The organism is Kitasatospora sp. NPDC043950 (assembly GCF_056435345.1).
Window position 1 is genome coordinate 1 of record NZ_JBWKER010000075.1, and the last position, 11966, is coordinate 11966.

12 protein-coding genes are annotated in these 11966 nt (G+C 73.1%); 10 read left to right on the forward strand and 2 right to left on the reverse strand.

The features are described from left to right. The 5 genes from AC07BF_RS33955 to AC07BF_RS33975 form a co-directional block, all read left to right on the forward strand. Window positions 1-192: acyl-CoA dehydrogenase family protein (locus AC07BF_RS33955; protein WP_360222818.1), on the forward strand; the 192-nt coding region annotated here is incomplete at its 5' end. Window positions 193-275: 83 nt separating this feature from the next. Further along, window positions 276-776 (forward strand): GNAT family N-acetyltransferase, encoded by a 501-nt coding sequence (locus tag AC07BF_RS33960; RefSeq protein ID WP_478334360.1) that lies wholly within the window; start codon window positions 276-278, stop codon window positions 774-776. Window positions 777-825: 49 nt separating this feature from the next. Continuing rightward, complete coding sequence (locus AC07BF_RS33965; RefSeq protein ID WP_478334361.1) at window positions 826-1479, forward strand: class I SAM-dependent DNA methyltransferase; 654 nt, start codon at window positions 826-828, stop codon at window positions 1477-1479. 123 nt (window positions 1480-1602) lie between these two features. After that, window positions 1603-3195, forward strand: coding sequence for an alpha/beta hydrolase (locus AC07BF_RS33970; RefSeq protein WP_478334362.1), 1593 nt, complete (start codon window positions 1603-1605; stop codon window positions 3193-3195). An 86-nt stretch (window positions 3196-3281) separates the two neighbouring features. Next, window positions 3282-3731 carry a MarR family winged helix-turn-helix transcriptional regulator gene (locus tag AC07BF_RS33975; RefSeq protein ID WP_363625811.1) on the forward strand — a complete coding sequence of 150 codons (450 nt, stop codon included), beginning with the start codon at window positions 3282-3284 and terminating at the stop codon, window positions 3729-3731. 37 nt (window positions 3732-3768) lie between these two features. On the opposite strand, the gene AC07BF_RS33980 is transcribed toward AC07BF_RS33975, so the two are convergent. After that, entirely contained in the window at window positions 3769-4161 is a 393-nt protein-coding gene (locus AC07BF_RS33980; protein WP_363587630.1) for a MerR family transcriptional regulator, read from the reverse strand. Window positions 4162-4313: 152 nt separating this feature from the next. Between AC07BF_RS33980 and AC07BF_RS33985 the strand changes: the two genes are divergently transcribed. Further along, window positions 4314-4808, forward strand: coding sequence for a peptidylprolyl isomerase (locus AC07BF_RS33985; RefSeq protein ID WP_363587628.1), 495 nt, complete (start codon window positions 4314-4316; stop codon window positions 4806-4808). A gap of 225 nt (window positions 4809-5033) precedes the next feature. Further along, window positions 5034-5591 carry a hypothetical protein gene (locus AC07BF_RS33990; protein ID WP_478334363.1) on the forward strand — a complete coding sequence of 186 codons (558 nt, stop codon included), beginning with the start codon at window positions 5034-5036 and terminating at the stop codon, window positions 5589-5591. Between the two features lie 71 nt (window positions 5592-5662). Here AC07BF_RS33990 and AC07BF_RS33995 read toward each other — a convergent pair whose 3' ends face one another. Continuing rightward, window positions 5663-6595: an LCP family protein gene (locus AC07BF_RS33995; protein WP_363587624.1), complete on the reverse strand. Its 933-nt coding sequence runs from the start codon at window positions 6593-6595 to the stop codon at window positions 5663-5665. Window positions 6596-7536: 941 nt separating this feature from the next. On the opposite strand from AC07BF_RS33995, the gene ssuE reads away from it, so the two are divergent. From ssuE to AC07BF_RS34010, 3 genes are all read left to right on the forward strand, one after another. Continuing rightward, the gene (gene ssuE / locus AC07BF_RS34000; RefSeq protein ID WP_363587622.1) at window positions 7537-8091 is read left to right on the forward strand and encodes an NADPH-dependent FMN reductase; all 555 of its coding nucleotides are present in this window, start codon (window positions 7537-7539) and stop codon (window positions 8089-8091) included. 333 nt (window positions 8092-8424) lie between these two features. Further along, window positions 8425-9213, forward strand: coding sequence for an ABC transporter ATP-binding protein (locus AC07BF_RS34005; RefSeq protein ID WP_363587620.1), 789 nt, complete (start codon window positions 8425-8427; stop codon window positions 9211-9213). A gap of 18 nt (window positions 9214-9231) precedes the next feature. Further along, window positions 9232-11799 carry an ABC transporter permease gene (locus tag AC07BF_RS34010; protein ID WP_363587618.1) on the forward strand — a complete coding sequence of 856 codons (2568 nt, stop codon included), beginning with the start codon at window positions 9232-9234 and terminating at the stop codon, window positions 11797-11799. Window positions 11800-11966: the final 167 nt, after the last annotated feature.

Genomic DNA, 11966 nt, shown 5'->3' on the forward strand with positions numbered 1-11966 from the left:
GGGGCGGCGGCGAAGTGCTACGCGTCGGATGCGGCGATGGAGATCACGACGGACGCGGTGCAGTTGCTGGGTGGGTACGGGTACACGCGGGACTATCCGGTGGAGCGGATGATGCGGGACGCGAAGATCACCCAGATCTACGAGGGGACCAACCAGGTCCAGCGCATCGTCATGGCCCGCAACCTGCCGTAGCCGGACGGCGCTTCGGCCTCGACCGCACCTCGGCCCCGAAAACCGGGCGACGGCGGGCGGCCCCGCTTCGTAGGCTGCCCGCCATGTCCTCCGCACTGAGCCTGGCCCGGATCACCCCCGACACCATCGACGCCGCCCTCGCCCTGAAGGTGCGCCCCGACCAGGAGGCCCTGGTCGCGCCGGTGGCGACGTCGCTGGCCGAGGCGTACGCCCACGGGGACACCGCCTGGCCCCGGCTGATCATGGACGGGGAGCGGCCGGTCGGCTTCGTGATGGCGTTCTTCGACATCAGGTTCAACCCCGAGCAGCCGGACGACCGCCCCCGCTCCGGCCTCTGGCGCCTGCTCGTCGACGCCGACCGGCAGCGCGGCGGCTACGGCCGCTTCGCCGTCGAGCAGGTCTGCGCCGAGATCCGCCGCCGCGGCGGCACCCGCGCCACCGTCACGTACGTCCCCGGCCCGGAGGGCCCCGCCGCCTTCTACGCCGGGCTGGGCTTCCGCCCGACCGGCGAGACGAGCGGCGACCAGACGGTGGCGGAGCTGGAGTTGGAGCCGGGGCTGGAGCTGGAGCCGGCCGCGCGCTGACCGCCGCGGCGATGCTGCGGCCCGGCGGTGACGAGTAGGGTGCCGGACCATGACCGAGCCGGACTTCCTCGCCACGACCAGGGCGTTCTACGACGCCATCGCCGTCGACTACGCCGACCGCTTCCGCGACGAACTGGCCGGCGAACCGCTGTCCCGGGCGGTGCTCGCGGCCTTCGCCGAGCTGGTCCGCGCCGAGCGCGCCGACGGACTGGCAGCCGAACTGGGCTGTGGCCCCGGCCGGGTGACGCACCACCTGCACGGCCTGGGCCTCGACGTCCGCGGCATCGACCTGTCGCCGAGGATGGTCGAGCTGGCCCGCGCGACGTACCCCGGGCTGGACTTCACCGAGGGTTCGCTGTTCGACCTCCCGCTGCGGGACGGCGAGTTGACCGGCGCGGTCGCCTGGTACTCGATCATCCACACCCCGGCGGAGCGCCTGCCGGAGGTGTTCGCCGAGTTCGCGCGGGTGCTCGCCCCGGGCGGCCACCTGCTGCTCGCCTTCCAGGTCGGTGACGAGCCCCTGCGGATCGACCAGCCCTTCGGCCACCCGGTGGCGCTGGACTTCCGCCGCCAGCAGCCGGACCGGATCGCGGAATTGGTCCGCGCGGCCGGCCTGCGGCTCACCTCCTGCACGCTCCGCGAGCCGGAGGAGGGCGTGCAGCCGACCCCGCAGGCCTACCTGCTGGCCCGCAAGCCCGCCTGAGCCGCGCGGGGCGGCGGTGACAGCGGCATGACAGTGGTGCCGGTGGGATGTGAGAGGTCTGGCAGCGGGCGCCCCGACCCTTGGTGACTGCACGTCAGTCCACCGAAACGGGAGGCCCTGCCCATGCCCCGACCCCGTCTCACCTCCGCCCTCAGAACCGGCGCCGCCGCGGCCACCGGGCTGCTGCTGGCCGGTCTCGCCCCGGCCGCCGCGGCGGCGGATGCCCTCGCGGCGCCGGTGCCCCGGCTGGACTGGCGGTCCTGCGTACCGGACTTCGACTGCGCCCGCGCCACGGTGCCGATGGACTACCGCGACCCGGCCGGGCGCACCGTCGAGCTGGCCGTCATCCGGCACCCCGCGACCGACCCGGCGCACCGGATCGGCTCGCTGTTCTTCAACCCCGGCGGCCCGGGCGTGCCCGGCACCCAGGCGCTGCCCGCCGTGTACGGGATGCTCCCGGAGCAGGTGCGGGAGCGGTTCGACCTGGTCAGCTTCGACCCGCGCGGCGTCGGCGGCTCCACCGTGCCGCAGTGCTTCCCGGACGCGGCGGCCGAGCAGGGCCTGCTCGCCGGGCTGCCGGCCGGCTACCCGGTCGGCGCCGCCCAGGAGTCGGCCTGGGCGACGACGTACGCGCGCTTCGGCCGCCAGTGCGCCGACAACGAGCGGACCGGCCTGCTCGCCCACCTGTCCACCGCCGACACGGCCCGCGACCTGGACCTGCTGCGCGCCGCCGTCGGCGACCGCCGGCTGAGCTACCTCGGCACCTCGTACGGCAGCTACCTGGGCGCCACCTACGCCAACCTCTTCCCGACCCGGGTGCGTGCGATGGTGCTGGACAGCGCCCCCGACCCGGTCGCCTGGTCCACCGGGCGCTCGCCGCAGCAGCGCGCCCTGCCGCCGTTCCTGCGCACCGGCAGCGACCTCGCCGGCGTCCGCACCCTCGACGCCTTCCTCGACCAGTGCGCCGACGCCGGCCCCGCCGCCTGCGCCTTCGCGGCGGCGGACCGGGACGCCACCCGCGCCAAGTTCGCCGAACTGCTCGACCGGCTGGGCCGGACGCCGGTGACGCTCGGCACCCCGCCGGCGGCGGTCACCTTCGACCAGGCCTCCACCGCCTCCACCGTCCTGCCGATGCTCTACGCCGCCACCCCGGTGCCGAACGCCCCCGGCACCGGCTGGCCGGCGCTGGGCGGACTGCTCCAGCAGCTGTGGACCGCCGCCCCGGACGCCTCGGCGCCGCTGCCGACCGGCGGCCAGCCCAAGCAGGCGCAGACCCTCGGGGCGCTCTGCGCCGACACCGTCAACCCGCCTGTCTCCGGTGCCGACCCGGCCGCCGACACCACGTACCCGGCGCTGTCCGCCCTCGCCCGGGCCCGCGCGGGCGCCACCGGCCCGTACCTGGTCTGGCAGAACCAGCGCTGCGCCGCCTGGCCGGCCGAGGCCGCCCGGGACCGCTACACCGGCCCGTGGAACCGGCCGACCTCCGCGCCGATCCTGGTCGTGGCCCTCACCGGCGACCCGGCCTGGCCCTACGAAGGGTCCCGCGCGCTGGCCGACACCCTCGCCCGCGGCCGCCTGCTGACCGTCCACGGCTACGGCCACACGGCGCTGGGCAACCCGAGCGCCTGCGCCTGGGACCGCGAGCAGCGGTACCTGGTCAGCGGTGAACTCCCGCCGCCCGGCACGGTCTGCGAGCCGGACCACCAGGCGTTCTAGCCAGGACGCTCTGGCGGTGCAGCCGCCGGAGTCGTGCGCGTGCGCGGAGTCCGTGCACGCGCACGCACCTCGGTACGATGAACGTCATGAACCGTGCTGACCTTTCCCTGGGCCCGCTGTCCGAGCAGGACCACGCCTTCTACGGCCTGGTCTGGGCCGGCACCACCCTCGCCGCCCAGGTGGACCGCGAGCTCACCCGGGTGCACGGGCTGTCGCTGTCCTGGTTCGAGGTGATGCTCTGGCTCAACGGGCAGCAGGAGCCGGTCGCCGCCTCCGACCTGGGCGCGAAGACGATGCTCAGCCGCAGCCAGGTCTCCCGGGTGGTCGACGCCCTGGCCGCACGCGGCCTGGTGGCCCGCACGCCCTCCGCCTCCGACGCCCGGTCGGTGCGGATCGAACTGACCGGGCAGGGCCGCGCCGCCTTCGCCGAGGCCGACGCCACCCGGCGGGCCGTCCTCGCGCCGGTCTTCACCGACCGGCTCGACGAGGGCGACATCGCGGCCCTGGAGGCGGTCTGGCGCAAGCTGAAGGCCTGAGCCCTGAGCCCTGAGCCCCGGGCCTCCGCAGTCTCGGCTACACCGCGTCGGCCTCCGCCGCTCCGGCCCGCGGTCGGCCGGAGGCGGTCGCGATCACCTCGTCCAGCACCTCGCGGGAGCGGAGCAGGTCGGTGATCATCCGGTCGATCCGGTCCCGTTCGGAGGCCAGCTCCTCGACCAGCAGCGGGGTGGCGATCTCGTTCGGGCCGCCGTCGGAGTCGCGCATGCAGGGGAGGATCTTGTAGATCGTGCGGCTGTGCAGCCCGGCCGCGAACAGCTCCTGGATCAGCACGACCCGGTCCACCGCCGGCTCCGGGTACTCCCGGTGCCCGCCGTCGGTCCGCCGGGCGACCAGCAGGCCCTGCTGCTCGTAGTAGCGCAGCGAGCGCTCGCTCACGCCCGTCCGCCTGGCCAGTTCACCGATCCGCATGCCGTCCACCCCGTCGCCGTGACCGAACGCCTGAACCCGACGGCGATGGTAGCTTCCGCGGTCCTCGCGCCGGCCGGATAACACGGGGACGCCACCCGGCGGCGGGCCGGGGGTGACGCGCGTCGGCCGACGGGTCGTGCCATGATCCCTGCATGGCTTCCAACGTTTTCTTCGACATCGAGATCGACGGCGTTCCGTCGGGCCGCATCGTCTTCAAGCTGTACGACGACGTCGTCCCCAAGACCGCCCGGAACTTCCGCGAGCTCGCGACCGGCCAGAACGGCTTCGGCTACGAGGGCTCCGGCTTCCACCGCGTGATCCCGCAGTTCATGCTGCAGGGCGGTGACTTCACCAACCACAACGGCACCGGTGGCAAGAGCATCTACGGCGAGAAGTTCGCCGACGAGAACTTCAAGATCAAGCACACCCGCCCGGGCCTGCTGTCGATGGCCAACGCCGGCCGCAACACCAACGGCTCGCAGTTCTTCATCACCACCATCGTCACCGACTGGCTGGACGGCAAGCACGTCGTCTTCGGCGAGGTCGTCGAGGGCATGGACGTCGTGACGGCGGTCGAGAAGCTCGGCTCGCAGAGCGGCCGCACCTCGGCGAAGGTCACCATCGCCAAGTCCGGCATCGTCGAGTAGTCACCGGTTCATCAGTTCGAAACCGCACACCGCCCCGGCCGGGGAAGTCCGATCAGCCGACTTCCCGCTCCGGGGCGGTGGCGTGTCCGGGGGCAGGGTAGCCCGGTGAGCAGGCGGGCGGGCCGGAACCGCGCAATCACTCCGTGTGCCGACCCGGTCGCTCTAGGCTCTCCGTGCGCGGTCGGAGCCGCGGCGAACTCGACACTCCGGCAAGGTGGTTCACCGATGGAACAGGACGTCGACGACGGCGCGGTGACGTACGAGCAGGTGACGGTGGTCTCGCTGGCCTCGTGCGAGCCGGTCAATCCGGCGCGGATCGCGGTGCGGGTCGCCTGCGAGGTCATGACGGTCAAGCGGGTGGCGGGCTACTGGGTGCGCTGGGACGAGCGCTGGGGGCCGGAGGAGATCCGCCACCACTCGCGCTGGGTGCCGGACGAGGAGTACGTGCGGCCGGGCACCGGCGGGGTGGACGGCGCGCTCACCGTGACGGTGGCCGCGTACTGGACGTACCGGGAGGGCGGCAGCCCGCGCCGGCCGGCCACGGAGACCGCGGTGGCCTTCCGGCCGGGCGAGGCCGAGCACGAACTGGTGCTGGAGCGGCCCGACCCGCACCGCCCGGCGGCCCTGACCGTGCACCTGACCGGCGCCCGCTGGCTGGCGGGCGGCGAGGGGCGGCTGATCCACTACGGCTACGCGGGCGCCACCGAGGCCGCCGGCGGCGAGGGGGAGTGGCTGGTCCGCTTCCCCGAGTGCGGCACCGGCCTGCTCCCGCAGGCGGGTTAGGCGACCGCGGCCCTCGGCCCGGGCCGACATCCACCCATGGTGTCGGCGTGGCCACTTCACGTCACGGCGGGCTACTTGATGTCCGGTACCGCGGTGTCGTTCTTGAAGGCGTCGAAGACCTGCTTGGACTTGGCGGCGTCCCACAGCACCGCCGACTCCCCGGTCTTGGTCCGGTAGTCCGGGTTGCCGATCGGGACGGTCAGGGTCTTGCCGCCGCCGCCGTTGACGTCCTTCATGGCGAGGAAGAGCGAGCCGAGGTCGGTGAGGCCGGCGTCGTCGTCGACGATGAGGGTGCCGAGGGCGGAGTCGACCAGCGGGTAGAAGGTGAACGGGTTCAGCACGGTGCCGGGGGAGGCCGCCTGGTGGGCGAGGGCGCCGAGGAACTTCTGCTGGTTGCGCATCCGGCCGAGGTCCTGGTCGGCCATCTGGTGGCGCTGGCGGACGAAGGCGAGGGCCTGCTTGCCGCTGAGGGTCTGGTCGCCGGCCTTGAGGTCGAGACCGGAGTCCTTGTCCTTGAGGTCCTGGTCGATGTGCATCTCGACGCCGCCGATGGAGTCGACGATGCCGACGAAGCCGGCGAAGCCGATCTCGGCGTAGTGGTCGATGCGGATGCCGGTGTTCAGCTCGACGGTCTGGACGAGGAGGCGGCCGCCGCCGTTGCCGAAGGCCGAGTTGATCTTCGAGGTGGTGCCCTTGAGGGTCTTGCCGCTGCTGCTCTTGTACTCGGGGATCGGCACCCAGGAGTCGCGCGGGATGCTCATCAGGGTGTTCCCGTTGTCCCCGACGTGCAGGATCATCATCGAGTCGCTGCGCTTGCCCTCGGTGTCGTGACCGGTGTGCAGGTCGTCCTGTTCCGAGTCGGTGAGGCCCTGGCGGCTGTCGGAGCCGACGATCAGCCAGTTGGTGCCCTTGCCGGCCGGCGGGCGGCCGGGGTAGTCGGCGAGCACGTTCTCGTGGTTGAGCTTGGAGTCGGCCCAGAACCAGGTCGAGACGGCGGTGACCATGACGGCGATCAGGAGGCCGAAGACCGACCACTTGACGATCCGGCGCCGCGGCCACCGCTTGGTCTGTATACCGCCCGGCTGGGCGCCGCCCGGGCCCCCGGGCCCACCCGGTCGTCCGGGACCGCCGGGACCGCCGGGACCGCCGGGGCCCCCAGGCCCACCGGGGCGGACGGCGGGCTGCCCGCCCGGACCCTGCGGCGGGACGCCGCCGAGCCGGGACGGCTCCGGCTGTCGTGGCGCGGGCGCACCCGGCCCGCGCGGGTTCATCGACGACGGCAGCGGCGGTTCGGCCGCCGCGCCGCCCCCGCCGCGCCCGTACGCGCCGCCGTTGCCGCCGCCCCCATACGGGTTCCCGTCTCGGTACGGGTTCCCGCCGCCTCCCGGGCGGCCCTCCTGCCACGTGTTCATGTCGTCGAGGATGCCCGACCCCGCTCGTGCTGACTCCCCCCGGGGTACTCCACCAGGTCGCTTGTAGCAGTTTTGATGCACGGGTCGGATCGTTCCGCCGCAACTTCCGCGCCGCCGTACGACGGTGGGGACGGGCGGCGCGGGCGCCGGGTCGACGTGAGCCCGGTCACCACGCGTCACGTCACCCGCCGTTCAACTGGCGAAACGATTCTTGACCGGCTCGAACGCAGCGTGTTTGCATTTCGGGTATGGATCAGCGTTGGGCACTCACGCGTCGGCGGCACGTCGACCTGCGGCGTGGTGTGGCCTGTTCGCTCTGTCGCGGCTGAAGCGCGCGCCCACCGGATCACCTCGGCGTCACCCCACCCGCGCCGAGCACCTCACCTCGAACGCGTCGAACGCGTCGAACGCGTCGAACGCGTCGAGCACGTCGAGCACGTCGAGCACGTCGAAACACCTTCCAGGGCTCCGACCCGCAGCGGTCCTCCTGCGCCGCGTGGCGCCGCCCCCGCTTCCAGCCAAAGGTGAACCCCATGGCCACCGTCCTGTCCGTTTCCGGCTCCCCGTCCGCCACCTCCCGCACCACCCGCCTGCTGCGCCACGTCGACGCCGGGCTGGAGGCCCGCGGCCACCACGTCGTCCCGTTCGAGGCGCGCAGCCTGCCCGCGCACGCGCTGCTGTCGGGCGACTTCGACCACCCGGAGATCGTCGCCGTGACCGAGTTGTTCGCCCGGGCGGACGGCGTCGTGATCGGCACCCCCGTCTACAAGGCCGCCTACTCGGGCCTGTTGAAGGCCCTGCTGGACGTGCTCCCGCAGTACGCGCTGGCCGGCAAGGCCGTCCTGCCGCTGGCCACCGGAGGCTCGCCCGCGCACGTGCTGGCGGTGGACTACGCGCTGCGCCCGGTGCTCAGCTCGATGGGCGCCGGCCACATCACCCAGGGCTGGTTCGTGCTCGACCGCCACATCACCACCGGGGAGGACGGGACGACCCTGGTCGAGCGTGAGACCGACGCCCTGCTGGCCCCGGTCGTGGAGGGTTTCGCGCAGGCCCTGGAGCGGCTGGCCGTACCGGCGCTGACCGGCTGAGGAACCGGGGCCCGGGCCCCGTACGGGGCGTCCCCGAGACGGGGCGCGGCACCCCTTAGGGGGAGGGGGTGTCGCGCCCCGTAGATCCTTGGTTGGACGGCTTCATTCCGGCGGATGACGAGAGCGCCCGCCGTTACTCCTAACGTTGTGGACGTCCCCGCTCGTGCCGACGAGGGGCGAGGTTCTCCCGGGAGCCGGCGCCCGCCGGGCCCGGTGGGTGGGGTCAACTCCCGGTCGACGACCCTTCCCGCGCCATGCCCGCGTCCTGCGGCATGCCCGCGCACGGAGGGCCGGCCGGGGTCGACGGTCGGGCCCACTTCTTAGGAGACTCCAGTGACGACGGCAGCCACAGCCGTGTACGACCCCCAGCTTCCCGGCGGCGCACCCGCCGTCGCCGCCGCGGCCCGTCAGGTCAGCAAGGCGTACGGCGCGGGCGAGACCAGGGTCACCGCGCTCGACGCGGTGGACGTCGACATCCAGCGTGGCCGCTTCACCGCGATCATGGGCCCGTCGGGCTCCGGGAAGTCGACCCTGATGCACTGCCTGGCCGGCCTGGACACGGTCAGCGACGGGCGGATCTGGATCGGCGACACCGAGATCACCGGCCTCAAGGACAAGCAGCTGACCAGGCTGCGCCGGGACAAGATCGGCTTCATCTTCCAGGCGTTCAACCTGCTCCCGACGCTGTCCGCGCTGGAGAACATCACGCTGCCGATGGACATCGCCGGCCGTCGGCCGGACCAGGCCTGGCTGGACCAGGTGGTGGAGACCGTCGGCCTGGCCGGCCGGCTCAAGCACCGCCCGGCGCAGCTCTCCGGCGGCCAGCAGCAGCGCGTCGCGGTGGCCCGGGCGCTGGCCGCCCGGCCCGAGATCATCTTCGGCGACGAGCCCACCGGCAACCTGGACTCCCGGGCCGGCGCCGAGGTGCTCACCTTCCTGCGCCGCTCGGTCGACGAACTGGGCCAGACCATCGTGATGGTGACCCACGACCCGGTCGCCGCGGGCTACGCGGACCGCGTGCTCTTCCTCGCCGACGGCGTGATCGTCGACGAGATGCACGCGCCCACCGCCGACTCCGTCCTCGAACGCATGCGCCGTTTCGACGGCAAGCGGACCAGCTGAGCGGGCGGGACGGGACAGATGCTGCTCAAGACCGCTCTGCGGAGCTTCTTCGCCCACAAGGGCCGCATGGCGCTCTCCCTGATCGCCGTGATGCTGTCGGTCGCGTTCGTCTCCGGCACCCTGGTCTTCTCCGACACCGCGACCAGCACCTTCGACAAGCTGTTCGCCGCGACCGCCTCCGACGTCTCCGTCCAGCCGCCCAAGCCGGCCGAGGACGACGACCAGCAGGCCTCCGACAAGCCGCGGACCGTCCCGGTGGCGGCCGCGCAGCAGGTCGCCGCGGTGCCGGGGGTGAAGTCGGCGGTCGGCCAGGTCATGGTCGAGAACGCGACCCTGGTCGACCCGGCCACCAACAAGCTGGTCGGCCCGACGTCCGGCGCGCCGACCCTGGTCGGCAACTGGACCGAGACCCCGCGCAGCGCGGTGCACCTCACCCAGGGTCACGCTCCCCAGAACGCGGGCGAGTCGGTGCTGGACGCGGACACCGCGAAGAAGGCCGGGCTCGGCCTCGGCGCCAAGCTCCGGGTCGACAACGCCGACGGCCGGCACGAGTTCACGATCTCCGGCATCGCCTCCTTCACCACCACCAACCCCGGTGCGGCGCTGGCCTTCCTGGACACCCCGACCGCCCAGCAGGTGCTGCTCGGCGAGCAGGCGTACACCTCGGTCGAGGCGTTCGGCGACGGCAGCCGCGGCAACGACCGGCTCAAGGCCGACGCCCTGGCCAAGCTGGGCGCCGGCTACCAGGTGAAGACCGCGGCCGAGCAGAAGGACGAGAACACCAAGAGCATCGGCAGCGGCCTCGGCTTCATGAAGAACGCGATGCTCGGCTTCTCGCTCATCTCGGCGTTCGTCGGCTGCTTCCTGATCATCAACACCTTCTCGATGCTGGTCGCCCAGCGCACCCGGGAGATCGGCCTGCTGCGCGCCATCGGCGGCAGCCGCCGGCAGGTGAACCGCTCGGTCCTGGTCGAGGCGCTGATCCTCGGCGTGCTCGGCTCGACCCTCGGGGTCGCGGCCGGTCTGGGCATCGCGGTCGGCCTGATCAAGCTGATGAACGCGATCGGCATGAAGCTCGACGCGGGCGACCTGAAGATCGGTCCGACGGTGTTCCTCGCCGGGTACGCCCTGGGCATCGTGGTGACCCTGGTGGCGGCCTGGGTCCCGGCCCGCCGGGCGAGCCGGATCGCGCCGATGGCCGCGCTGCGCGACCACGGCACGCCGGCCGAGGGCCGCGCCAACCTGGTCCGCACGGTGGTCGGCCTGGTCCTGACGGCGGGCGGCGGCGGTCTGCTGGTGCTGGCCGCGCAGGCGGAGAAGGCGGCCACCGGCGGCCAGTACCTGGGTCTCGGCGTGCTGCTCACCCTGGTCGGCTTCGTGGTGCTCGGCCCGCTGCTGGCCACCGCCGTGGTGCGGGTGCTGGGCGCGCTGCTGCCGGCGCTGTTCGGTCCGTCCGGCCGGCTCGCCCAGCGCAACGCGATGCGCAACCCGCGTCGTACCGGGGCCACCGCAGCCGCGCTGATGATCGGACTGGCGCTGGTGATCGGCTCCTCGGTGTTCAGCGCCTCGACGGTCACCTCGGCCAACGCGCAGATCGACCGGTCGGTGGGCGCGGACTACATCGTCCAGGGCGGCCGCACCTCGATCACCCCCGAGATGCTGGACGCCGTCCGCCGGACCCCGGGCATCGACCACGTCACCACCCAGAAGTTCTTCAGCCCCAAGCTCCAGCTGCCGGACGGCCGGAGCGTGAAGACCAACCTCACCGCCGCGCCGCCCGCCTTCTTCGGCACCGACTTCCACCTCCCGGTCACCGCCGGTTCGGTGGACGCGATCGGGCGGGGCGAGCTGGGGATCGGCGAGGCCTTCGCGAAGGACCACGGCCTGAAGGTCGGCGACCAGGTGACCGTCGCCTACGGCAAGGGCCGCACCCAGGTGCTGCCGGTGGGCGCCGTGTTCGCGAAGGGCTCGCTGTTCGGCGACGGCTCCTTCGTCGACTTCGACACCATGGCCAAGGCCGTGCCCGCCGCCGAGCAGCCGCCGGTCTGGACGTTCTTCGCCAAGGCCTCCTCCGGAGCCGACGTCGCGAAGACGCTGACCGCCCTGGAGGGCGCGCTCAAGGAGTACCCGCAGCTGACCATCAAGGACCAGGCCGGCTACAAGGAGGTCGTGCAGTCCCAGGTCAACACCCTGCTCTACCTGATCTACGGCCTGGTCGGCCTCTCCATCACGGTCGCCGTGCTCGGGGTGGTCAACACCCTGGCGCTGTCGGTGGTCGAGCGGACCAGGGAGATCGGCCTGCTGCGGGCGATCGGGCTCTCCCGCCGCCAGCTGCGCCGGATGATCCGGCTGGAGGCCGTGGTGATCTCGGTGTTCGGCGCGGTCCTGGGCACCGGGCTCGGGCTGGCCTGGGGCGTCACCGCCCAACGGGTACTGCGTGACCAGGGTCTGGCCACGCTCTCCGTCCCGACCACCACGCTCGCGGTGACGCTGGTCGCCTCGGTGGTGATCGGACTGGTCGCCGCCCTCGTCCCGGCCTTCCGGGCCGGGCGGATGAACGTCCTCGCGGCCATCGCGACGGACTGACCGGGGCCGTCGCGACGGACCGACCGCGGCCATCGCGACGGACCGACCGGGCGGCGCGGGCCGCAGGACCCGGCGGTGGGGGGCCGCCGAGGGGGGGAACGGGGGCAGGGGGGGGGGGCGGGGCGACACCAGCACCCTCCGCCACGGGCCCCCCCCGCCAAAAGAAA

Excerpts from the sequence above, each read along its gene's own strand:
- AC07BF_RS33960 (WP_478334360.1), top strand. The coding sequence starts at position 276 with ATGTCCTCCGCACTGAGCCTGGCCCGGATCACCCCCGACACCATCGAC.
- AC07BF_RS33965 (WP_478334361.1), top strand. The coding sequence starts at position 826 with ATGACCGAGCCGGACTTCCTCGCCACGACCAGGGCGTTCTACGACGCC.
- AC07BF_RS33970 (WP_478334362.1), top strand. The coding sequence starts at position 1,603 with ATGCCCCGACCCCGTCTCACCTCCGCCCTCAGAACCGGCGCCGCCGCG.
- AC07BF_RS33975 (WP_363625811.1), top strand. The coding sequence starts at position 3,282 with ATGAACCGTGCTGACCTTTCCCTGGGCCCGCTGTCCGAGCAGGACCAC.
- AC07BF_RS33980 (WP_363587630.1), bottom strand. The coding sequence starts at position 4,161 with ATGCGGATCGGTGAACTGGCCAGGCGGACGGGCGTGAGCGAGCGCTCG.
- AC07BF_RS33985 (WP_363587628.1), top strand. The coding sequence starts at position 4,314 with ATGGCTTCCAACGTTTTCTTCGACATCGAGATCGACGGCGTTCCGTCG.
- AC07BF_RS33990 (WP_478334363.1), top strand. The coding sequence starts at position 5,034 with ATGGAACAGGACGTCGACGACGGCGCGGTGACGTACGAGCAGGTGACG.
- AC07BF_RS33995 (WP_363587624.1), bottom strand. The coding sequence starts at position 6,595 with ATGGTCACCGCCGTCTCGACCTGGTTCTGGGCCGACTCCAAGCTCAAC.
- ssuE (WP_363587622.1), top strand. The coding sequence starts at position 7,537 with ATGGCCACCGTCCTGTCCGTTTCCGGCTCCCCGTCCGCCACCTCCCGC.
- AC07BF_RS34010 (WP_363587618.1), top strand. The coding sequence starts at position 9,232 with ATGCTGCTCAAGACCGCTCTGCGGAGCTTCTTCGCCCACAAGGGCCGC.